25 protein-coding genes and 1 other annotated feature are annotated in these 20,650 nt (G+C 46.9%); of the genes, 18 read left to right on the top strand and 7 right to left on the bottom strand.

All coding sequences use genetic code 11. From position 1 onward, the window contains the following. Nucleotides 1–12: 12 nt before the first annotated feature. Entirely contained in the window at nucleotides 13–282 is a 270-nt protein-coding gene (locus tag B2U10_RS10195) for a hypothetical protein (RefSeq protein WP_290787364.1), read from the top strand. Between the two features lie 58 nt (nucleotides 283–340). On the opposite strand, the gene solA is transcribed toward B2U10_RS10195, so the two are convergent. The 3 genes from solA to B2U10_RS10180 form a co-directional block, all read right to left on the bottom strand. Next, the gene (gene solA / locus B2U10_RS10190; protein WP_290787361.1) at nucleotides 341–1,483 is read right to left on the bottom strand and encodes an N-methyl-L-tryptophan oxidase; all 1,143 of its coding nucleotides are present in this window, start codon (nucleotides 1,481–1,483) and stop codon (nucleotides 341–343) included. Nucleotides 1,484–1,553: 70 nt separating this feature from the next. Further along, on the bottom strand, nucleotides 1,554–3,299 hold the full coding sequence (locus B2U10_RS10185) for a methyl-accepting chemotaxis protein (RefSeq protein ID WP_290787358.1): 1,746 nt from the start codon (nucleotides 3,297–3,299) through the stop codon (nucleotides 1,554–1,556). A 383-nt stretch (nucleotides 3,300–3,682) separates the two neighbouring features. Continuing rightward, entirely contained in the window at nucleotides 3,683–4,150 is a 468-nt protein-coding gene (locus B2U10_RS10180; protein ID WP_290787355.1) for a DUF2975 domain-containing protein, read from the bottom strand. Nucleotides 4,151–4,292: 142 nt separating this feature from the next. On the opposite strand from B2U10_RS10180, the gene B2U10_RS10175 reads away from it, so the two are divergent. The 6 genes from B2U10_RS10175 (at nucleotide 4,293) to B2U10_RS10150 (ending at nucleotide 7,133) form a co-directional block, all read left to right on the top strand. Next, the gene (locus B2U10_RS10175; RefSeq protein WP_075642185.1) at nucleotides 4,293–4,517 is read left to right on the top strand and encodes a DUF2188 domain-containing protein; all 225 of its coding nucleotides are present in this window, start codon (nucleotides 4,293–4,295) and stop codon (nucleotides 4,515–4,517) included. Nucleotides 4,518–4,629: 112 nt separating this feature from the next. Further along, nucleotides 4,630–5,454 (top strand): SDR family oxidoreductase, encoded by an 825-nt coding sequence (locus tag B2U10_RS10170; protein ID WP_290787348.1) that lies wholly within the window; start codon nucleotides 4,630–4,632, stop codon nucleotides 5,452–5,454. A 20-nt stretch (nucleotides 5,455–5,474) separates the two neighbouring features. Further along, nucleotides 5,475–5,768 (top strand): putative quinol monooxygenase, encoded by a 294-nt coding sequence (locus B2U10_RS10165; protein WP_290787345.1) that lies wholly within the window; start codon nucleotides 5,475–5,477, stop codon nucleotides 5,766–5,768. 211 nt (nucleotides 5,769–5,979) lie between these two features. Beyond that, the gene (locus B2U10_RS10160) at nucleotides 5,980–6,186 is read left to right on the top strand and encodes a helix-turn-helix transcriptional regulator (protein WP_375091586.1); all 207 of its coding nucleotides are present in this window, start codon (nucleotides 5,980–5,982) and stop codon (nucleotides 6,184–6,186) included. 1 nt (nucleotide 6,187) lies between these two features. Next, entirely contained in the window at nucleotides 6,188–6,571 is a 384-nt protein-coding gene (locus tag B2U10_RS10155; RefSeq protein WP_290787338.1) for a hypothetical protein, read from the top strand. 142 nt (nucleotides 6,572–6,713) lie between these two features. Further along, a complete protein-coding gene (locus tag B2U10_RS10150; RefSeq protein ID WP_290787335.1) occupies nucleotides 6,714–7,133 on the top strand; it encodes a hypothetical protein in 420 nt (139 codons plus the stop codon). A 4-nt stretch (nucleotides 7,134–7,137) separates the two neighbouring features. On the opposite strand, the gene B2U10_RS10145 is transcribed toward B2U10_RS10150, so the two are convergent. Continuing rightward, a complete protein-coding gene (locus B2U10_RS10145) occupies nucleotides 7,138–7,686 on the bottom strand; it encodes a GNAT family N-acetyltransferase (protein ID WP_290787332.1) in 549 nt (182 codons plus the stop codon). An 84-nt stretch (nucleotides 7,687–7,770) separates the two neighbouring features. Continuing rightward, nucleotides 7,771–8,016 (top strand) — a binding site (T-box leader). 56 nt (nucleotides 8,017–8,072) lie between these two features. Between B2U10_RS10145 and ileS the strand changes: the two genes are divergently transcribed. The 5 genes from ileS (at nucleotide 8,073) to B2U10_RS10120 (ending at nucleotide 13,535) form a co-directional block, all read left to right on the top strand. Next, a complete protein-coding gene (gene ileS / locus B2U10_RS10140) occupies nucleotides 8,073–11,156 on the top strand; it encodes an isoleucine--tRNA ligase (RefSeq protein WP_290787329.1) in 3,084 nt (1,027 codons plus the stop codon). A gap of 10 nt (nucleotides 11,157–11,166) precedes the next feature. Beyond that, nucleotides 11,167–11,379, top strand: coding sequence for a hypothetical protein (locus tag B2U10_RS10135; protein WP_290787326.1), 213 nt, complete (start codon nucleotides 11,167–11,169; stop codon nucleotides 11,377–11,379). A gap of 120 nt (nucleotides 11,380–11,499) precedes the next feature. Continuing rightward, complete coding sequence (locus B2U10_RS10130; RefSeq protein ID WP_290787323.1) at nucleotides 11,500–12,576, top strand: RNA-guided endonuclease InsQ/TnpB family protein; 1,077 nt, start codon at nucleotides 11,500–11,502, stop codon at nucleotides 12,574–12,576. A 136-nt stretch (nucleotides 12,577–12,712) separates the two neighbouring features. Beyond that, on the top strand, nucleotides 12,713–13,042 hold the full coding sequence (locus B2U10_RS10125) for a hypothetical protein (protein ID WP_290787320.1): 330 nt from the start codon (nucleotides 12,713–12,715) through the stop codon (nucleotides 13,040–13,042). Between the two features lie 16 nt (nucleotides 13,043–13,058). After that, a complete protein-coding gene (locus B2U10_RS10120; RefSeq protein ID WP_290787317.1) occupies nucleotides 13,059–13,535 on the top strand; it encodes a GNAT family N-acetyltransferase in 477 nt (158 codons plus the stop codon). On the opposite strand, the gene B2U10_RS10115 is transcribed toward B2U10_RS10120, so the two are convergent. Next, nucleotides 13,529–13,765, bottom strand: coding sequence for a hypothetical protein (locus tag B2U10_RS10115; protein ID WP_290787314.1), 237 nt, complete (start codon nucleotides 13,763–13,765; stop codon nucleotides 13,529–13,531). The two genes, B2U10_RS10120 and B2U10_RS10115, sit on opposite strands and share 7 nt — an antisense overlap. 58 nt (nucleotides 13,766–13,823) lie before the next feature. Then, entirely contained in the window at nucleotides 13,824–14,480 is a 657-nt protein-coding gene (locus B2U10_RS10110) for a hypothetical protein (RefSeq protein ID WP_290787311.1), read from the bottom strand. A gap of 131 nt (nucleotides 14,481–14,611) precedes the next feature. Between B2U10_RS10110 and B2U10_RS10105 the strand changes: the two genes are divergently transcribed. The 6 genes from B2U10_RS10105 to B2U10_RS10080 all read left to right on the top strand — a co-directional run bounded on the left by B2U10_RS10105 (nucleotide 14,612) and on the right by B2U10_RS10080 (nucleotide 18,462). Then, on the top strand, nucleotides 14,612–15,298 hold the full coding sequence (locus tag B2U10_RS10105; protein ID WP_290787308.1) for a glyoxalase: 687 nt from the start codon (nucleotides 14,612–14,614) through the stop codon (nucleotides 15,296–15,298). A 30-nt stretch (nucleotides 15,299–15,328) separates the two neighbouring features. Beyond that, nucleotides 15,329–15,739, top strand: a complete 411-nt coding sequence (locus B2U10_RS10100; protein ID WP_290787305.1) for a hypothetical protein — start codon at nucleotides 15,329–15,331, stop codon at nucleotides 15,737–15,739. Between the two features lie 20 nt (nucleotides 15,740–15,759). Next, a complete protein-coding gene (locus B2U10_RS10095; RefSeq protein ID WP_290787302.1) occupies nucleotides 15,760–16,233 on the top strand; it encodes an NUDIX hydrolase in 474 nt (157 codons plus the stop codon). Between the two features lie 185 nt (nucleotides 16,234–16,418). Further along, nucleotides 16,419–17,198 carry an aminoglycoside phosphotransferase family protein gene (locus B2U10_RS10090; protein ID WP_290787299.1) on the top strand — a complete coding sequence of 260 codons (780 nt, stop codon included), beginning with the start codon at nucleotides 16,419–16,421 and terminating at the stop codon, nucleotides 17,196–17,198. Between the two features lie 29 nt (nucleotides 17,199–17,227). Next, nucleotides 17,228–17,833 carry an AAA family ATPase gene (locus B2U10_RS10085; RefSeq protein WP_290787296.1) on the top strand — a complete coding sequence of 202 codons (606 nt, stop codon included), beginning with the start codon at nucleotides 17,228–17,230 and terminating at the stop codon, nucleotides 17,831–17,833. Beyond that, entirely contained in the window at nucleotides 17,830–18,462 is a 633-nt protein-coding gene (locus B2U10_RS10080; RefSeq protein ID WP_290787291.1) for a hypothetical protein, read from the top strand. Before B2U10_RS10085 ends, B2U10_RS10080 begins: the two co-directional genes overlap by 4 nt. 45 nt (nucleotides 18,463–18,507) lie before the next feature. Here B2U10_RS10080 and B2U10_RS10075 read toward each other — a convergent pair whose 3' ends face one another. Next, the gene (locus B2U10_RS10075) at nucleotides 18,508–20,451 is read right to left on the bottom strand and encodes a CDP-glycerol glycerophosphotransferase family protein (protein WP_290787288.1); all 1,944 of its coding nucleotides are present in this window, start codon (nucleotides 20,449–20,451) and stop codon (nucleotides 18,508–18,510) included. Nucleotides 20,452–20,650: the final 199 nt, after the last annotated feature.

Genomic DNA, 20,650 nt, shown 5'->3' with positions numbered 1-20,650 from the left:
AGGAGTCATCATATGAAAAATATAAGTTATCGCTATGGTACATATGCACTCGTTACTAGTTTTTTCTTATTCTTTATCGTTCAATTATTCCAAGCGTATATTGAATTATCACCCGAATTTCTAGGAGAAAACCTTGGAGAATACAATTTATCGTTTTTCCCGATAAGTGCATTGCTCGTTGGACTCGTATTATTTATCCACGGCTGGTGGAGTGAAGATGAAAAAAAGCAGCATGAAAAACTAGCTGCAAAAAATCAGCAAGAATCGAAGGAATCGGTGTGAAATCATACCGTTGAAAGAGAAGACCGACAACGAATTTTCGTTGCCGGTCTTTGTCATTTCATATGCCTTGTTTCGCAAATCGTTCAATGGCGAACGGTGCGATCGGTTCATTCGTCGATCGTTCCATGATCAATTCACTGAGTACTTTTCCGACCAAGCTGCTGAACTTGAATCCGTGACCGGAAAAGCCGGCGGCGATCGCGATGTGCGGATAGTCCGGGTGCAGATCGATGATGAAGTCCTCATCTGGTGTCATCGTATAAAGACATGCTTTACCATGAGATAAGGTATCGATCGAGGGTATGAATGTGTTCGTGAACTGTCGTAAATCTGCCAGATCACCGGCTTCTTGACCAAATGGACGGCGTGGATGATTCGGATCAACCGAGATGCCACCATCGTGCCGTCCGATTTTCAGACCGGCTTGAGCGATGCTTGGAAAACCGTAATAATAACCGGCGGGTGTATCAAAGGCAAAAGCAGGGAACGCCGCATCGTTAAATACTTCTTCCGCTGCTTCAAACCAGGCAAACGTCTTTCGGACCGGGCGAAGCGGTAAGGAGAGGCCGGTCTGTTCGAGCAACGGACCAGACCAAGCCCCGGCTGCGACGATCAACGCGTCAGCTGAATAGATGTCTGATCCAACCGTCACGTCAACACCAGTGGCATGAGCAGTAAGCGTCGTCACTGTTGCATTCGTCCGGATGTCGACACCGTTCGCGACAGCAAGGTCACGGTATGCTTCAATACAATCCTCGCATTTCAATACACCGGACGTCGGTTCAAAACAACCGATATAATCGTCGGGCATCGTTAAGCCGGACCAGCGGATTCTAACTTCCTCAGCCGTCAGGACCTCGAGCGGTAAATCGTATTGCGCTGCACTCTTGATGATCGTCTGCATCGAACGGGACGAGCGTTGACCGGCATTCAAGACTCCGGTGTTCAGGAACAAGCTCCGACCACTGACCTGTTCTAACTCGTACCATAAGCGTTGCGCAGTTAACGCGAGCGGTACGTAAGCTTCCCCTTCACCATAGGCATGGCGGATGATCCGTGTCTCCCCGTGATGACTTGCTTGATCATGCGGCGGATTGTGGGCGTCTAGTAGTAAGATTTTTTGATTGGTTCGTGAAAGATAGTAACTGGCAGCCATTCCCATGGATCCGGCACCGACGATGATGACATCATATTGGGACATGTGGTTCGACTCCTTCATATGTATATTCATACCAGTATAAAGTGAGAACCAAAACATGACAAATGTGATATCAGATCTCGAAGCGACGGGCTTCTTGTTCTAAGTGTTCCGTTCGTGCGTTTAAATCACCTACGAGCGTATGCAACGTCGTGATCGTCGCAATCATCTGTTCAGACGCAGCGGCGACTTCCTCGTTACTTGCCGTATGCTCTTCCGAGACAGCTGCAATTTCCGTCAAGGCATTGCGAATGAATCGTTCTGCCTGCAAGACGTCTTCCATCTGTTGCGTCATCTGCTGTGTTGCTGACGAGACGTGCGTGACTTGATCCGTCAACCGTTCGAACGTTGTATCCGTATCAAGGACGATCTGCTTACCGGCTGCTGTTGCTTCAACCGTCGTCTTGAAACTGTGTTGCATCTGTTGCGCACTGTCTTCAATCGAGGTGACGATTGTTGCGATTTCACTGACACTACTTGCGACGTGACTTGAGAGATTCTTGACCTCGGTCGCAACGACGGCGAAGCCTTTGCCTTGTTCGCCAGCCCGTGCTGCTTCGATCGCGGCATTGAGGGCAAGTAGATTCGTCTGCTCGGAAATACCGCGGATAATGCCGACGAGCGTTTGGATATCCGATGATTGCTGTTTCAGTAGATCAATCTGTTCAGCAGACTGGGTGACATGTTGATGAATGTGGCGCATCTGTTCGACAGAAGCAGACATTTGATCCCGTCCGACTCGTGTCAGTATTGCCATCTGATCCGTCGTTCCTTGAATTTCGACACCAGACTGATTCGTCGTCTCGATTAATGCTGCGAACTGATTCATCTCGTCATTCAATGAAAGCGTGACTTGCGTCTGACTTTCAGTTCCCGTTGCGATTTCCGACATCGTATGAGCGATTTGCTCAGATCCGTCGAGTACTTCTGATGTACTTTGATCAATCGATTGACTCGTCGTCGAGACGAGAGTGGCTGTCTGTTTGATATCAACGATCATCGTCCGCAGCATCTCATTCATATCACGAATCGAGGTCGCAAGCGCATAGATTTCGTCCTTTGAAGCGATTGTCAAATCGCTCAACGTCTGTTTCGCCTGATTCAGTCGTCCGTCGGCAATCAAGGCGGCGACTTTCTGTAACGTCTCGAGCGGACGTAATTTTCGACCGAGCACGATGTAGAGCAAGACGAGGGTGATCGTTAACAGCAGGAGCATTAACCCGATGAAAATCGGAGCGTTTTGTTGTAATAGATCCGTCGTAAGCGCATTGACTTCCTTCGCAGCGATGTCGGTTCCAAGAATACCGATGACTTGACCGGACGCATCTTTTAACGGAACGTAGATGCTCATATACTGTCCATTCACAGGATCATTAATGATGTCCGTCGCATGTGTGTCGCCTTTTAAAACATCTTGCATATCCGCGACTTTTGCACCGCTTGCTGGCGCATCAATTTTAGCCGCATCTTTCTTTGGGAGACCGTCAATCAGCAAACGGACCTTATTTTGGTCGATGCGTACTGTGTATGCATACAGGAGTCCGTTTTGCTTACGTAATGTATCGAGTTCGTTTCGTAACGTTTCATATTGCTCAGACGCGATAGGCGATTGTAGAAATTCGCTGTAAGCCGCCGTGTCGAATGTCTTGCTGATGCGAAGCGCGTCCTTTTCGGCGGTCGCTTTAAGCGTTGAAACCGCAGTTTGCTTCGTATTGAAGTATAAGGCCAGACTACTAAAAACAAAAAAGGCAATCAAAATTAAACTAATCATTACTAAAAGGCGTGTTCGGATGGAATGGTTCTTGGTTGTGTTCTTCACGTGTAACTAGTCCTCTCAACTCATATTTTCTATCTATAATTCATTTATCGGTCGGTAAAATACATATTAAACAGGACCTTTTAACGATTTTTTTTATGCCACCGCTGGAAGACAAACTATTTCTTCTAAAAAAAGGATTTATCAAGAATGATTCAGGGCACATATTAAATAGAAAAAAATACAAATTGAGGGAAGAGGGATCGAGATGGAAAGTGAAGTCGATCATCGAATCAAAGCAAGACATGTATATGAAAATGAATTACGAAGACATGCGGTCAGCACAAAAAAGGCAACCTTTCGATTAATGACGTGTTTACATTGTCAATCGAAAATCCTGTTGAAACAGGGACATCAGGACACACATCAATGTGATAGGGCGTAAATTACTTGACGGACTGCAGGTTTCGTAATAGAAGTTGTTGTATGCAAGCAAGTAAGGAACCAACTGTCAAAGGGATAAGGATTAAACTAATACCAACGAGGATCAAGCCAGGTGCATCATCGATTTGACCGATGTAAAAAAAGACAGGGAAGACGCATAAGGTCATTACTGAAATCACGTAACAATTCAGCTTCAATGATTGGATGGAAGATGTGATTAAAGGCAATGGAAGCGGGTCCGTCACAAAGTATTGCAATAGCCGCAACATTTGAATCAAAATGAACAGGACTGGAATCAACACGATATAGGCCATGATCAATACGAAGTAGCCAGGGCGTTCGAAGAGCAATTGTTCTGAAAGTCCATGCCATACAAGAGGAATTCCAATACCAGCTATGCATAACAAACCGATCAGGATACAAATCATAATGAATTTTAAATAACGAACATGCCAAATGAGCCGGTTCATGATTCACGCTTCCTTTCAAGTCGGACACTTTCTTTTAGTATACTTCATAAAATAAAATGTTATTAAAATTTTAAAGGTAGAGGACATGTGGATCTCAAGCAAGTATTTAGAGATGAAACATACCGCAGAAAGGAGCTATACTATGCGACGAAATCAACATGTCTCCCCGCATCCCAAAGGCGGTTATCAAGTGAAAGCAGCCGGAGCGACCCGAGCAACAAAACGATTCGAGACACAGAAAGAAGCTATCGCAGAAGGGCGACGGATTGCGAAAAAACAAAAAACAGAATTATTGATTCACAATAAAGAAGGACAAGTTCGTGAAAAGGATTCGTATGGGCATGATCCTTTCCCGCCAAAAGGATAAAAAGCACTTCCTGAATGTATAGGAAGTGCTTTTTTTTACTCTACTAAAAATCGGTTTGAATTATGTGTGGCAGGGAAAAATAATTTAAACAAGTATAAAGGAGATATGTTTTATGGCTGAGGCGAACTTTTCGATTGAACATACGAGACAACTGGATCACGGAGAACAATCCTATAAAGGAAACAATAAATTACTCAACAAAAAAATCTTAATTACAGGCGGAGATTCAGGTATCGGTCGAGCCGTTGCCATTGCTTATGCGCGGGAAGGGGCAGACCTGGTCCTTTCATACTTACCTGAAGAGCAAGCAGATGCCGAAGAAGTAAAAGCACTGGTAGAACAAGCAGGGCGTACAGCGTATTTAATTCCAGGTGACCTATCCGATGAAGCGTACTGCGTTCAACTCGTCCAAGAAGCACATCAATGCCTAGGCGGATTAGATTCGCTGACATTAATTGCAGGGACACAGAACCCTGTAGAGCATATTTCAAATCTTGAGACAAAACAACTTAAAAGAACATTCGAAGTCAATGTATTCTCTGCATTTTGGATGGTGAAGGCAGCAGTTCCATTTTTGAAGCCTGGATCGACAATCATAACGACTACATCGGTTCAAGCTTATCATCCAAGTGAAATATTGCTAGACTACGCATCGACAAAATTTGCTTTAAATGGCTTTACGCGAGGTCTTGCGAAACAATTAGCACCGAGCGGCATACGTGTCAATGGTATTGCACCTGGTCCCATTTGGACGCCACTTCAGTTCACAGGAGGATTACTGCCGGATCAGATGCAGGATTTCGGAAAAGACACGCCACTCGGGCGTTGTGGTCAGCCTGCTGAACTCGCAAGTACTTATGTGCTACTTGCCTCAGACGAAGCAAGTTACATCACAGCACAAATTTATGGAGTCACTGGTGGGATTGAATTAGCTTGATGGAGTGAGGAGGAAGTGGCATGGATCAGTTTGGTGTTCTGACACATTATAAATGCACAGAAAATGATCAGGAAGCTTTATTTCAAGTATTGAATGAGCTACAACAACTTGTCTTGGAACAATCCGAATGTATTTTATATACGATTAATGTGTCAGATAAACAATCGGAGACGATTCTCACATACGAGATTTGGAGTTCCGCAGCTGCGTATCAAGACTCGCTCTCGCATGAGCTACAAAAATTCGTTCCGCTTGCTCCTAGTCTACCGGTAGTCGTAGTAGAAGAAACAAATACTTTTCGAGTTCATATGTAAGAACATTTTAGTTACTCTCCATGTCAGACGATCAATCCTGAACGATAAAAAGAAATTTCAAGCTACTTGAGATAAAGATCAAAGCACTTTCTGATGAACAGAAAGTGCTTTTTCATATTAAATTTGAATCTGAAATGTCAATAGTTTTTGACATAATGATGGAAGTTCATTACAGTGGAGATGTAAAAAGAATTTGACACGTCGTGGAGGAATGAACGTGAGAAACCACATCAAGGAGCGACGTCTAGCAGCAAAATTATCGCAACAAGAACTGGCTGACCGCTGTCAGGTCAGTCGCCAGACGATCAATGCGATTGAAAACAACAAGTATGATCCGACTTTACAATTAGCATTTAATATCGCCAAAGTCTTACGAACACAAGTCGATCATCTGTTCATTTCAGAACAGGAGGAATGAGATGTCTAAGAAAAAAACAGTTCTATTTTTAGTATCACTCGTGACGATAGCGAGCCTTACCGTCATCAGTATGATCTTTGAAAACAATGTCACATTCTTCTCGATCGTTCAATTGGCAATTCTGTTGATCATGTTCTTCTCGTATTTTACGTGGGCACGGTCAGGAGAGGACGAGCGTCCGGTACCTGATGATGAGCTCGGCAAAAAGATTACGGCGGAGAGTGGACTTATTAGCTATAAAATCCTGATTGTCCTGATTTTTGGATGTATCTGTCTCGATTACTTTTTACATAAATCAGCGAATCTGTTATTGATCGTCTTATTCGCGATTGCTTTAGTTATCTTACCGATCATTGAGTTCATGAAAGCACGATCTTATCGATGAAAAGGAATGATAGTTGAGCATCTGTAGGAGAAATATTGTAATACATTATAAAAAGACACATTCTAAGTATTAAGAACATGTCTTTGTTAGTGGAAAATGTTGATGAACAATAGCGGATTTTCAATCGAGGAGGACAACCGACGTGGAAGAGTTAGAGTACCGGTTGCGAAAATATATTGCTGTGATGGACTTTGAGAAAGCAGCGAAACTATTTTTGGAGTTAACGGAAAAAAAGCGATTCGACATGATCCTTAGTGTAGGGTTTGAGACGTTTAATCTCACTATATATGCTTTTATGAATTATTTACTACAACACCATGAATCAAGTGAGATACATGATCTGACATCTTCATTGATGCTACATCCACTTTGTCATCTCGAGGGAGCTTGCGTAATCGCTTTATTCCATGCCAAAAAAGCAGCCGAACTAGATCCTGATAACATCGATTTGTATATCAGTTTGTTGATGTTTGAAAAGCATCCCGATATCTGGTTTGCACAATCAGAAGTAGAAGAAGTCTACCGACGGATAAAAGACTTAGAGTCCAGAAATCTAATGTGAGACCTTAGACAGACCAATCACTCTGCAATAACGAGTACATATACAAATCATCAAATTGACCGCGTGTTTTTTCATATTGACGAAGCAACCCTTCACGCTGAAAACCAAGTCGTTCAAGCAATCGTTGCGATGTGGCATTATCGGGTAAAACGAGTGCTTCGATTCGGTTGAGCGAAAGTTCTGTAAAGCCATATTCGATGACCGCAAGCGATGCTTCCTTCGCGATGCCTTGTCCCTGATAGGCAGGGCTCAACTCAAACCCAAGTTCTGCCCGCTGATGGCGTTCCGCTTGATTCAAGAAACCGCAACTACCGATGATGACATCGTCTCCTGATAACGCAATCCCAAAACGGATACCCGTACCCTCACGACGAATTGAGGCATACCAGTCAATCTCTTCAAGCGCGTCTGCTTCTGATTGAAAGGCGGCGAGTCCCATCTGTTTGACGACGTGTTCGTCTGATAAATAGGCTAGGACACTCGTAGCATCTTCGGGTAACACTTCGCGTAAGACGAGACGATCCGTTTTAAGCGTTGGGAAAGTATGTAACATTCAAAAAACTCCTTTGCAAGAAAATGTAAAAAGTTATTGTGCAGTGTTTAAGGCATATGGTAAGATTCTCCACAACAAGAGCATATCATTTCGTTGACGAGAAAGAGTAATGATTGTCCCTCTGCCTTACAGAAAACCGGGATTGCTGAGAACCGGTAGCCAGATCAATCATGAAGATCCTCTCTGAGAAGTCACGCTGAACCATTCAGTAAGCGTGACCGGGTGTCCACCGTTACATGGAATGCACATGATAGTGTGCAACTAAGTGCTGTCGAGAACGAGTATTCTCGACGGAATATGGGTGGTATCGCGGTGAAGTCCGTCCCTGTCAAAGGGGGCGGACTTTTTTGTATTCTCTTAGTTACTGACAAAGGAGCGAACAAGAGATGACGTCACAAAACCAAGCAGAAACCGTACAACAACGCGAGGCGCGTGTCCGAAACAGATGGAAACAAGACCAGGTCTTCGCACGATCGATTGAGCAACGCACGGAAGCGGAATTCGTATTCTACGAAGGACCTCCGACTGCGAACGGATTACCCCACGTCGGTCATGCGCTCGGACGAACCGTCAAGGATACCGTCGCCCGCTATAAGACGATGAAAGGGTTTCGGGTCGAGCGAAAAGCCGGCTGGGATACGCATGGACTACCGGTCGAACTCGGTGTCGAGAAACAACTCGGGATCTCTGGCAAACAAGCAATCGAAGACTACGGTGTTGAAGCATTCATCGCACGCTGTAAGGAAAGTGTCTTCTCCTACGAGGCACAGTGGCGTTCCTTCACGGAAAAACTCGGCTACTGGGTCGACATGGATGACCCTTACGTGACGATGGAGGACGATTATATCGAAAGCGTCTGGCATATCCTCGGGACGATCCATGACAAAGGCTGGTTGACGAAGGGACATCGTGTATCACCGTATTGTCCGAGCTGTCAGACGTCACTCAGTTCCCATGAAGTCGCGCAAGGCTATCAGGACGTGACGGACTTATCGGCGACGGTTAAACTCCCAATAGTCGGCATGGAGCAGACGTTTCTACTTGCGTGGACGACGACACCATGGACGTTACCGGCAAACGTCGCGGTGGCGGTTCATCCGGAATTGACGTACGTCACAGTATCGTTTGAAGGAGAGCTATTCATTGTCGCAAAAGCGTTAGTCGCTGAACTGTTCTCGGAATCCGTCGAGGTCGTATCCGAACAGCTTGGTGCGGAACTCGTCGGCTTGCGTTATGCACCACCGTTTGATTTCGTGACGCCGGAGAACGGTCACACGGTCGTCGGGGCTTTCTTTGTCCAAGCGACGAGTGGAACCGGACTTGTCCATCTTGCCCCAGCGTATGGGGAAGAGGATTACCGGGTCGTAAGGGAAAACGGACTGTCATTCGTTAACGTCGTCGATGCTGCTGGGTGTTACACGGATGCCGTTCCACCACTCGTTGGACGATTCGTCAAAGAGTCAGACGTCGCGATCATCCAGTTGCTCGCAGAACGGGGACGCTTGTTTTCGAAAAAACGCTACACGCACAGCTATCCACATTGTTGGCGATGTGACGCGCCACTGCTCTATTACGCACAAGATAACTGGTTCATCGAGACGACGGCCGTCAAGGAACAACTCCTTGCGAACAATGCGTCTGTGACGTGGTATCCCGATCACGTCAAGGAAGGGCGGTTCGGGAAGTTCCTCGAGCAACTCGTCGACTGGAACATCAGTCGTAATCGCTACTGGGGCACACCACTGAACGTCTGGGAGTGTGAAGCGTGTGATACGACGTTTGTTCCGAAAAACAAGGCTGACTTGTTGCACCGGACGACAACACCAACGGAATCCGTCGAACTGCACAAACCGTACGTCGATGCGTTATCGGTTTCGTGTCCGACGTGTCAAGGAGTGATGCACCGAACACCAGAAGTGATTGATGTCTGGTTTGATAGCGGAGCGATGCCGTTCGCGCAACAGCATTATCCATCACGGACGCAGACGCTTAACCGGTATCCAGCCGATGTCGTCATCGAAGGCATCGATCAGACGCGGGGCTGGTTCTACAGTTTGCAAGCGATCTCGACACTCTTCACAGGACAGCCTGCCTATAAGCGCGTCCTCGCACTCGGTCACGTCCTCGATGAGAACGGACAGAAGATGTCGAAGAGTCGTGGGAATGCCCTCGATCCAGTGGCATTGATCGAAGCATATGGTGCTGATAGCCTGCGCTGGGCGCTACTCGTCGATAGCAGTCCGTGGAGTGCGAAACGGTTTGCCGAGCGGATTGTCCAAGAAGCAAAATCAAAACTAGTCGATACGCTGGATCATGCTGTCCAGTTCTATCTGACGTATGCAGAATTGGACGGATTTGATGGCTCACGTCCGCAAAAACGGACGCGTCTCGACGAATGGTTGCTCTCGCGTGTCCATCAAACGACGCAAGATGTGACGGATGCGATGGACGATTATCAATTGACTCAAGCAGCACGGAGTCTCGCGCAACTCGTCGATGAGATCAGTAACTGGTACATCCGCCGTTCTCGGGAACGTTTCTGGCAAGCTGACTGGTCGGAAGAGAAACAAGCCGCGTACACGACGCTCCACTTCGCACTTTCGACGACGGCACGACTACTCGCTCCGTTCACGCCGTACCTTGCTGATGATGTCTATCAGCGATTAACAGGAATGAGCGTGCATGTAGCGGATTATCCGGTTGTCGATCCAAAGATGCTCCGACCTGATCTGGAATATGAGATGATGCAAGTCATGTCTGTCGTCGAGTTAGGACGACAAGTTCGTAATACGCATGCCTTAAAAGTCAAACAACCGCTTGCTAGCCTAAGCGTCCAATCGAGCGAAACCTTTTCGTGGGCGGACTATACGGCAATCATCCAAGAGGAACTGAATGTAAAAGACGTCCAAATCGTCCCGACGACGCAAGCGACGACACGATTTCGTCTAAGACTGAACTTCCGCGCAACCGGAGCAAAATTCGCACAGCAAGCGAATGCGATCCATCAATGGCTACAACAACTGACTGCACAGGAGACTTCAGACTTGCTCGAGACAGGAAGATTGATCTACCAGACCGTATCAGGCGATGAAGTCGAAGTGCGTCAAGCAGACGTCATCGTCGAACCGATCGTCAAGACGGGTTTTGCTGCTGCGACAAGTGGTGGACTCACCGTGACGCTCGATACGCGGATCACGGAAGCACTGGAGCAGGAACGCTGGATGCGGGAGCTCGTCCGTTATATCCAGTCGGAACGAAAGGCACGAGCGTTATCGCGGGACGCCCGAATCGATCTCGTCTTGTCGGTCGATGCGACGTTCCAACCGATCGTCGAGACGTTTGAGCCTTTGTTATTCAAACACCTTGCCTTATCCTCCGTGCGAACTGAACCGCTACAAGGAGCAGGGGATGTTCAACTAGGTGGACACGATGTCGGTGTCTCGTTCACACCAACGAAAGAATATTGTTAAGGAGAAGAGCATGATTGCATTAGAAGCAATAAAAGGTCGACTCGTCGACGGTTTGTTAGAGGTCCAAAAAGAAGAAGGGGAAGTAGCCCGAGAACGTTTCATCTTTAGCCGAGGAGCGACGGACGAACAGCTCGCGCTGTTACCTGCGTGGACGGCAGACGACTATCAGACGTTCTTACAGAATGTACGAGCGAGAAAGCCCACTCTTTTAGGGGTGGGATGATAGCGAGTTCGGGGACGGGTGTCTTCAGACACCGCATGTCCCTGACTGTTCTTCCTGATGAAATGCATTTATAGTAATTCTATAATGGAGTTGATTATTATGATGAAGGAGGTGTCAAAGATGAGTCAAGTCGTCACGGTAGAAGTTCGAATCTATGCCACGCATCGTCAGGATGCCATCCTAAAAAGGATGGGCAAGACCTATATCCAGACCGCCAACCGAGTCGTGGCGAACATGGTCGCCTCCGAGGACGGGAAGAGGTGGTCGAGCAAGGACATCGACACCCCCCTTCCGAGCGCCGTGAAGAACCAACTCGCAGGAGATGCCGTCGGCATCTACAAGAAGGCGAGGAAAGAGGATTTCAAACGCATCCCTGTCCTCAAAAAGCCGGTCTGCGTCTGGAACAATCAGAACTATTTCTTCGACTTCGAGAGCATCTCCTTCCCCATTTGGATGGACGGGAAGTCCGTGAAGATGCGATTCCGTGCTGCCATGGTTGACAAGGACAATCGGAATACCCGACTCCTTGCCAACAAACTCGGGACGCTCAGGGTCACGAAGAAGGGAAGGAAGTGGATCGCTCAGATTTCCGTCCATGTCCCGACCGTCCCTCGGACGGGGGTACGGGTGATGGGGGTTGACCTCGGACTGAAAGTGCCGGCGGTCGCCGTCACCGATGACGACACGACCCGTTTCTTCGGGAACGGTCGTAAGAACAAGTATATGAAACGCAAGTTCCGTGCGGAACGGAAGGCACTCGGCAAAAAGAAGAAGTCGAAGGCTATCAAACGACGCAATCAGAAGGAACAGCGGTGGATGCGGGACAAGGACCACAAGGTCAGCCGAGCCATCGTCGATTTTGCAAGACAGAAGAAAATCTCTGTCATTCGCCTCGAACTCTTGGCGAACATCCGACAGACGGCAAGAACAAGCCGTAAAAACAACCAGAACCTCCACTCATGGTCGTTCTATCGTCTCGCGTCCTTCATCGAATACAAAGCCGCCTTGTCGGGCATCAAGGTTGAGTATGTGAACCCCGCCTACACGAGTCAGACCTGCCCATCCTGTTCCGTCAGGAACAAGGTGAGGGATAGGGTCTACACGTGTGCCTGTGGGTTTAAAGGACATCGAGACGCCGTCGGTGCGATGAACATTCGATACGCACCTGTGATGGATGGTAACAGTCCATCAGCCTGAGAACCTATACGGTCTGTCTCAGGAGGGGTGATGGCACACCCCTACCTCAAGGCTCGGACGAAGCAGAAATGGATTGAGTCCGCCAAGCACTTGAGAATCCCACCCTCACCAACGGTGTGGGCTTGCGGCTTTAGCCGTGGGAGTGTCAAGTCAACATAACGGGGCGAAGCTGTTTCAACACGAAACGTTATCCTACAACGATGGGTTCGAACTCTTTTCAATCGAGGATTGCCTGACGTATAGCGAGATGTGGGAATGTCCCGAAAACTTCTTGGCGATCGGCGCAGGACCAGACGGGGAGTGGATCGTCTACGAGATGAATCGTCCGGCAGGAAATCGGATTTGGAGTGGGGAATTTCTTAATTTCGAGGAATGGGAGGAAGACGCGATGCCGTTCGGCTTCGAGCGATGTCTCGACTACTTGATCGTCGCGCAAGGCACGCCATTTTGGGAGTGGTTCCGTTAAGAAAGGAAGAGGTTCAGTGGACATTCAATTACAGACAGCGTCTCTTGCAGACGCTGCGAAGCTTCATACGCTTCAAATCGAGGCGTTTTCAGAGACGCTCGAGCGGTATCAAGATTTTGCAACGAATCCGGCGAACGAATCGATCGATCGTGTTATTCACCGGATTACGCATCCGAGCAGTACGTTTCATCAAATCATCGTCGACGATGTCGTCGTCGGCGGGATTTGTGTCGTTGCGAAAGCGCCAAGTCGCTACGCGATCAGTCCGATGTTCTTGGTTCCGGTCCGTCAAGGTGAAGGGATTGCACAACGCGCAATACAACTCGTCGAAGCAGCGTATCCGACTGCTGCGACATGGGAACTGCGAACGATTCGCGAAGAGACGCGCAATTGTTATTTCTATGAGAAGATGGGTTACCGATTGACCGGTGTCAGTCAACCGCTCAATGAACGAGCGACACTCGTTTCGTATCAAAAATCCGTGTCTCAGTGAGCTTGTTTTGTCGGAAGGAAGAACCACCACAAATTCGTCACCAAAGCAGAGAGAACGGCAAAATTAAAGAGATAAAGGCAAAAGAAGAAGACGAACTCGCCGATGTCTTCTAAGCTAGCTAACGGATTATCGATCAAGTACGATTCGTGACTGACGCCGAAGATGAATAAAGGAAAGAAGACATAAAAATATCGTTTCCAAAAGAACGAAGCACAACCTGTTTGGAACATATGAGCACCTCCTGAAGGGATGGCACGCTTCTTCTGACCAGAAGAAGCGTGTGTTCGTTTACGATAAAGACGGTGTACCGACAATCTCGACGTGCCGCGTGACCGTATCAAACAAGCGTGTCCGCGTATCGTTATGAGACAACAGTAATGGCTCACCGGTCTCATCATAGACGAAGGCAATCGGAATCGAAAAACCACAGTTACGGTACGAACCATCGGCATGACTCGTCCCGATCATGAGCGCTTGTTGCGCCTGACTGATGATACGCGCTTCACCGGACCATTCGACGTACTGTTCTTCACTAAACATGCCGACACCGATTGGATTGAAGATGAGATCAAGTCCGGATTCCTCGCTTAGTCCGTCTTTTCCTAAAAAGATTTCGCGGCAAAGGACGTACCCGTAACGTAACGCACCATCGTTTGCTGTTGAAGGCGTATAAAGCGGTCCAGCTTCTGGTGTTTTTGCGCGATCAAGAAGAATCTTCCCGCTCGCATCGATGATGACAGCGCGATCGAGATTCGCTTCATCCTTGTAACCCGTGACGACGGCTGTCTCGAACTGCTTGGCAAGATGTTGCACGCGTTCGAGTTCCGTGACCGTACAATAGCCTTCCGGATAGACGATCAGATCGACTTCAGGATAAGCGGCAATCTCGTGCTCGAATTGTGCGAGCCCAGTCTCGCGTTTCGGTTGAGCAATTAATAGTTTCATCAAAACATCCTCTCAGGCATAAATATATCTGAAAAATCAGACTTCCTTCCGTCATGATTTTACCATTAGTGGTAAAATAAAGCATATCGCTTTTTGATAAATTTTTCTGTAAGTGAAGGAAGGTCAACAGCATGAACATTTCGAAAACCATTCTTGTGACACGCAACCTACAGGCAATGAAAGATTTTTACATAAACCAGATCGGTTTCCCGCTCGTCTCGGAAACGAACGAGTCGTTTACGATGCAAATCGGTACGGATCAGTTGACATATCGACAGACTAACGATGTTGATACGCAATACCATATGGCGTTCAACATTCCGGAAAACGTCTTCGAAGAAGGGAAAGCGTGGCTTGTAGAACGGACACCACTTTTGATCGAAGACGGACAGGACGAGATTTATTTTGATTTCACGGATTCGCATTCCTGCTATTTTTATGATTCAGATGAAAATGTCTTGGAATTGATCGCGCGGCATCAAATCAATCCATCTAAAGCGGAACTGACGTTTGATGTATCCGATATCCTCGGAATCGGTGAGATGAGTCTGACGGTGAAAGATGTGCTTGAAGTGGGTGAACAGCTAGCGGAGATTGGTGTTCTCGAGCGACGGGAACGTCCACTAAACGTTGCGTCACTCAACTTCCTCGGACCGGTCGCGGATGGAACGCATATCTTGCTCGTCCCAGAAGGTCGGACATGGTTGTTCTCACCGAAGACGGCGAAGGTCAGTCCGATCGAGATGGAACTCGACGGCAGACATCGGGTCCGGCTTGACGCAGCAGGTGTATGGCATCAAAGTACTGTTTCTTCATAATTCATTATTCTAAAAAGTGAGGGAAGTAAGATGAACAAAGCGGTGAATGCGAGTATCGCGTTCGGATTATTATTGTTCGTGTGTGGTTTCTTTTTTCTATTTGGCTATTTGACCCGGTCAATGCCGATTCAGCAAGGTGGTGACCCGGTCATCTTACCAATCGCAGCACTTCTCGTTCTCCTACCGTTCGTCATCCGTGAAGGCATGCGCGTCTTGACGCATGTCGCGTTGACACGTCGACAGGTCGGAGTACTCATCTTACTTGCAATCAATGGAATCATACTTAGTAGTTGGATTGAGGTGCAACAGAATGTTGCCGTAATCGATTTCCGTTCCCTCTTTACGATTCATACGTATGTTCTCTTTGTTTCGGGCATCATCTTGTTGTGTCTCCTATTGACGGGGCTCAAACGGATGCGCGTCCGAACGAGAGTGATTTAAATGGAAAAGGACTGAATGACATGGGATACATCACAGAATTACGTAAATTCGTCGGCACACGACCGCTCGTCATGGCAGGAGCGTGTGTCATCGTCGTCAACGATAAACAAGAAGTCTTGTTACAACTTCGGCAAGATAACGGTTGCTGGGGACTCGCTGGTGGAGCGCTTGAGATCGGTGAGACGCTTGTAGAGACAGCAAAACGAGAACTAAGAGAAGAGACCGGTCTTGAAGCGGAGCATCTCGAATTATTGAACGTCTATTCGGGCGATGCGTTTTACTATAAGTATCCGCATGGGGATGAGGTCTACAATGTCATCTCGGCATTTTTGTGTACGGTCTATACGGGAGAAATCGTTCGGGATCCGTCAGAAGTCGTGGAATTACGCTTCTTCGCCATGGATCAGCTACCAGAAAACCTCAATCCACCGGAACAACCGATCTTGATGGAGTGTGTTCAAAAACAACGGACAGCGCATCACGTCTCCATTTGAAGCAAAGGGTAAAACAAAAATCTTGAATGAACTTTTCATTCAAGATTTTTTGTTGCACTGGACGCGTTTCAGCCTGAAGCATCAAGAAGACGATAGAAGATGGAAAAGTGATGCGTTTATTAGAAGGATTGGCTGGATGATTTGAGAAACGATATAACGAAATAAGTGATAGGAGAAATATGGCGATGACTAACGTAAATAAAGGTTCTACCGCAACCGTGATGACAATCTCTGACGAACGAGTACGCAAATACTTCCACGAATCGATTGAAACACAGCGAATCGTACAGGAATTTCGTATGCTTGAAGAACTTGAGCGGACGACTATCCCGACGCCAAACGTATATGCCGTTGAATTAGAAGATTCGCCGTGCATTGAGATGCAACGGATTGACGGTAACGAATTGTTAGACCTGTTTGAACCGGAGCGAATAACCGTGCTCCTCGCATCCTTCGCAATGTTACATCAAAAAATCCATCAGCATCAATTGCTTGTAGCACCTAGGTGGCACGATGTCGCCAATCAAAAAATACGTCATCTATCACCCCAGTTACGCTTGAAGGCGGAACGATTGTTAGAGACGCTTCACCTTCCACAACAGCAAGGATTGCTCCACGGGGACTTTCATTTTCAGAACATCCTCGTGACAGCGGATGAAAGGTTCGTCGTCATTGATTGGCATGATGCGACGACAGGTCCACCAATCGCGGATGTCGCACGGACATTGCTCTTACTTCGAATAGCAGGTGGAACAGCGGTGCCGGACGAGGTGCGACGATACGTCTGTCGCGAATACCTTGACCGCTATCAAGCTGTTTCGTCAATTCAGCTATCGAACCTTGCAGACTGGTTACGACTCATGGCCATTCTTAGGACGCTTGAGCAAATCCCGGGTGCAGAACAAAGTCAGTTAACGGAATTGATCAGTCACCCAGACCTCAGCTCTTATTTTTTTAATACTTAAAGCATATGCAGGCAGGAGGAACGCCATTAATGAGAACCATTATCTCGATTCAAGGCGGCATGGCTTCCGGGAAGACGACGCTTGCGCGAGCGCTCGAAGACGCTTACCCGGAGTTGCATGTCTATTATGAAAATCCATATCCGATCGTTCAAAAAAGAAAAGAGCTCGGATTAGACATCCGTACCGAAGACGGATTCGTTGAGAATCAGCGCTTGTTCATTCAAGCGGAAATCGAACGATTTCGCCATTTTCCCGATGGACACATCATATTAGATCGTGGTCCGGAGGATCTTGAATTCTATACGCTTCATTATCCACAGATACATGGGCAAGACTGGGATATGGAATCTCGTTTAAAGACGGAACTTGAGGCATTAAGAAGGTATCGGTCCGACCTGATTATTTATTTACATGCACCAGACCATCTCTTACGAGAGCGGCGCGACGCTGATCATACAAGAACTCGTCAATCTTTTGAACAACATCAACCGCTTTGGGCACTCGAAGAGAAATGGTATAAACAGTTTCCAGTCTATCCGATTGATACGACAGCGAAAACGCCGGAGCAAGTCCGACAAGCAGCAGTTCATCAGCTGTCTTCCATCGGATTCTTAAGAAGGGAGAACGAGATATGAAATGGAAAGGGAAGATCTATTCCCTCATCGAGGGACAAGACGAAAAAAAGGTCTACTGGATAGAACAAGGAAAATCGGTTCAGATCGGACAGACCTACGAAACGATTCGGTTAGAAAAGACATCACATCAATCTATTTTGGTACGGGAGCAAGAATTGGTGTCAGAAAAAATCGGCAATCGAACGATCCACCTGACGATTGATGCAGAAGACTATACGCCACTCGAATTCGTCGAGTACCAAGATGGCGTCCAAACCGTGCATGCGTTGTATCGAGCGGATGCAGTCGTAATTACGCGAGGCAATGAGCAGTCTGTCCTACCGATTCATACCGAAAGTGTTGATCTGTTTTCAATCGAATTGTTGTTGCGAGAATTACCATTAACCGTAGATTCGACGCTCTCGTTTAGCGGCTTTAATGCCGTTTCCGGACGTGAGGTGCCAGTTCAGGTACATCCTTTGCGGTACGATCGATTGACGACCGAATCAGGCGAACACGTAGAGACACTTTGCGTCCACGTTGCGTTTGGTGAGCGGGTTCAGTATTACTGGATTGATCCAGTCAAGCGGGAGTTGTTAAAACAGTCCTCACAGATTGCGGACGGGATCTCATTGGAATTTCGTCGATGAAAAAGGAGCAACGAAACGGTAGACCGTCTCATTGCTCCTTGTCTGTTATAGATGAAAATGATGTTGCATCGCTTCAAAAATCCGCTTACTCGCCTTTGTATCATCAAAAGCATAGATGTGACTGAGATTGCGCTTAAAGCGTTTCGGCATCTTCAATTCGCGTAACGACTCCATCAAGGCTTCTCTGGATTCGATGACGTCTCCTGGTAATAAGTCTGTCGATTCACCAGCGTTATCTTCACCGATCAAGACAGGTGGGCGATAGTAGAGTACCTTTTTGTGCATCAAGGAGAAATCGAGACCAACACTCGAATAATCCGTAATCAACACATGATGATTCTCGAGTAGCTCCTTGACTGTGAACACATCCTGACCGACGACATCGAAGAAATCCGAATGGAACAAGTGGCTGAATTTTTGGAAATTACGATGGAGGTAGAACGAGACTTCATACTTGTTGTCCATCACTAAGTTTTTCAACCGTTCGTCCGTGATTAACGCTTGAAACTCCTGATAATAGTCACTTTCCATGAACTGCTCGTCCGGATATGTATCAAGTTTCGGTCGCCATGTCGGCATGATTAAAATCTTCTTCCGATTCTTATACCGCTTGAGCCAACGTGACCGTTCGGTGATCAATTGATCAAATCGGGCCATCCCTGTTACGACGATTTCATCCGCATCAAATCCGTAGTCGCGTTCAATCAGGTTTTTTTCTCTTTCCGAAGACACAACGAATAAGTTCGTAAAGGGATGGGGTAATTTTTTACCATAAATACTACTCACATCTTTCGAACCTGTCACACCGTGTTGCAGGAAGATTTTGTGTTTTTCCTGAATGAACTGTTCTGTCCGATACGTCGAGAAGGGAAGGGCATAACTCGATGAATGCGTATGACATAAAACGTCCGCAGCCTGAACGACCTCGATATTCTCCGGAGATTTATAGAACACGATATGGTTCTCATATCCGGCAAGATTTTTGAGGTCCGGACTCGACCGACTGATGATGTAGTAGATGTTGAAATGTTTCTGGTGCTGGTCAACAAGGTACTTGAAGAAAATCATCCCATTATCTTGTGCTTTATCCGGATATTCATAACAGACGATCGTCTTCTTAGTGGGATCCAGTCCAAGTAACGGTCGGGGATCTGCGTAATATTTGACAGTCTCGACTGGCACCGGGATTAGACGCATTGCAAGGCGTTCCGACACGGTCGAATAGGGACGAACCAACACATCGTATTGCTCATTTAACGGCAACCAGTGCTCGTCATTCAAGAGTTCTGGATGATTTTTAAAGTGACGAATCCGAGGTGTGAATCCAGATATCGGCATCTCACGAATCGAAAAGCCAAATAAAAGATCATAGATGTTCGCGTTAAAGGCATCGTATGTATACCGGTCACCGAGCAACTGCTCAACGAGTTCTTTATCGATCACGGCTTCGACTTCGGTTCTGAAGCGACAGGCGTCGACTGGTGTGACGGTGAAGCGTTCGATCGGGAGAGCGATTTTTTGTTCCTGATGTCTGAATTTAACGAAACAACTCGGTTGCGCGACTGCGACATACTTCGAGTGAAACGAAAACTTCAACAGAAGCACGTCGTCTTGACGCGTCATGCCCTCAAACTGGACATCTCGGTCGTAAAAATTCATGATGGACGGTTTTTTGTTGTAGATCAGACTGAGCTCATCGTCTTGATCGATGAAAATGAAATAGGAATGTTTCCCTTGTTTGATGTAACTGTTCGGTGCGATGTCAAGGGGTTCGGAAAGATGTTTGAATGAGACTGGTGTTCCAAGTTCATCGACGAATTTAATAGGATGATTCTTTTTTCGGAAGATACTGAGTAACGCATCGACCGATAGCGAAAAACCTGTTTCTGTTTGTTGTACAGGTATATGTTGTTCGTTAATAGCTAAATATAGGGTTTGTTGCGGGAGATTCTCAATCAAAAACGTATGGTCACGACAGGTGATTTTCATTGATGCATGGCTTCCTTTCTTACTCTGGATCATATGGTCTCTCTATTACATTCTTCACCATACAATATCTTCCGATTTCTGCAAAGATGTAGTTTGAATGGAAATCAGTGAAGTGGCGTTTATCTACTTAAACTTGTTGGGTAGAATCGACCGATCGTTCAGCTTTGCGAACTACTAGTTGCAGAACCATGACAATGAT

This window comes from Exiguobacterium sp. UBA7533, from assembly GCF_002479335.1.
Classification (GTDB): Bacteria; Bacillota; Bacilli; order Exiguobacteriales; family Exiguobacteriaceae; genus Exiguobacterium_A.
The sequence above is the reverse complement of the archived record's forward strand: the minus strand, read 5'-3'. Positions and strand labels throughout refer to the sequence as shown.

Coding starts and splice junctions, on each gene's coding strand:
- B2U10_RS10195 (WP_290787364.1), top strand. CDS start 13: ATGAAAAATATAAGTTATCGCTATGGTACATATGCACTCGTTACTAGT.
- solA (WP_290787361.1), bottom strand. CDS start 1,483: ATGTCCCAATATGATGTCATCATCGTCGGTGCCGGATCCATGGGAATG.
- B2U10_RS10180 (WP_290787355.1), bottom strand. CDS start 4,150: ATGAACCGGCTCATTTGGCATGTTCGTTATTTAAAATTCATTATGATT.
- B2U10_RS10175 (WP_075642185.1), top strand. CDS start 4,293: ATGCGACGAAATCAACATGTCTCCCCGCATCCCAAAGGCGGTTATCAA.
- B2U10_RS10170 (WP_290787348.1), top strand. CDS start 4,630: ATGGCTGAGGCGAACTTTTCGATTGAACATACGAGACAACTGGATCAC.
- B2U10_RS10165 (WP_290787345.1), top strand. CDS start 5,475: ATGGATCAGTTTGGTGTTCTGACACATTATAAATGCACAGAAAATGAT.
- B2U10_RS10160 (WP_375091586.1), top strand. CDS start 5,980: ATGAACGTGAGAAACCACATCAAGGAGCGACGTCTAGCAGCAAAATTA.
- B2U10_RS10155 (WP_290787338.1), top strand. CDS start 6,188: ATGTCTAAGAAAAAAACAGTTCTATTTTTAGTATCACTCGTGACGATA.
- B2U10_RS10145 (WP_290787332.1), bottom strand. CDS start 7,686: ATGTTACATACTTTCCCAACGCTTAAAACGGATCGTCTCGTCTTACGC.
- ileS (WP_290787329.1), top strand. CDS start 8,073: ATGACGTCACAAAACCAAGCAGAAACCGTACAACAACGCGAGGCGCGT.
- B2U10_RS10135 (WP_290787326.1), top strand. CDS start 11,167: ATGATTGCATTAGAAGCAATAAAAGGTCGACTCGTCGACGGTTTGTTA.
- B2U10_RS10130 (WP_290787323.1), top strand. CDS start 11,500: ATGAGTCAAGTCGTCACGGTAGAAGTTCGAATCTATGCCACGCATCGT.
- B2U10_RS10115 (WP_290787314.1), bottom strand. CDS start 13,765: ATGTTCCAAACAGGTTGTGCTTCGTTCTTTTGGAAACGATATTTTTAT.
- B2U10_RS10110 (WP_290787311.1), bottom strand. CDS start 14,480: ATGAAACTATTAATTGCTCAACCGAAACGCGAGACTGGGCTCGCACAA.
- B2U10_RS10105 (WP_290787308.1), top strand. CDS start 14,612: ATGAACATTTCGAAAACCATTCTTGTGACACGCAACCTACAGGCAATG.
- B2U10_RS10100 (WP_290787305.1), top strand. CDS start 15,329: ATGAACAAAGCGGTGAATGCGAGTATCGCGTTCGGATTATTATTGTTC.
- B2U10_RS10095 (WP_290787302.1), top strand. CDS start 15,760: ATGGGATACATCACAGAATTACGTAAATTCGTCGGCACACGACCGCTC.
- B2U10_RS10090 (WP_290787299.1), top strand. CDS start 16,419: ATGACTAACGTAAATAAAGGTTCTACCGCAACCGTGATGACAATCTCT.
- B2U10_RS10085 (WP_290787296.1), top strand. CDS start 17,228: ATGAGAACCATTATCTCGATTCAAGGCGGCATGGCTTCCGGGAAGACG.
- B2U10_RS10080 (WP_290787291.1), top strand. CDS start 17,830: ATGAAATGGAAAGGGAAGATCTATTCCCTCATCGAGGGACAAGACGAA.
- B2U10_RS10075 (WP_290787288.1), bottom strand. CDS start 20,451: ATGAAAATCACCTGTCGTGACCATACGTTTTTGATTGAGAATCTCCCG.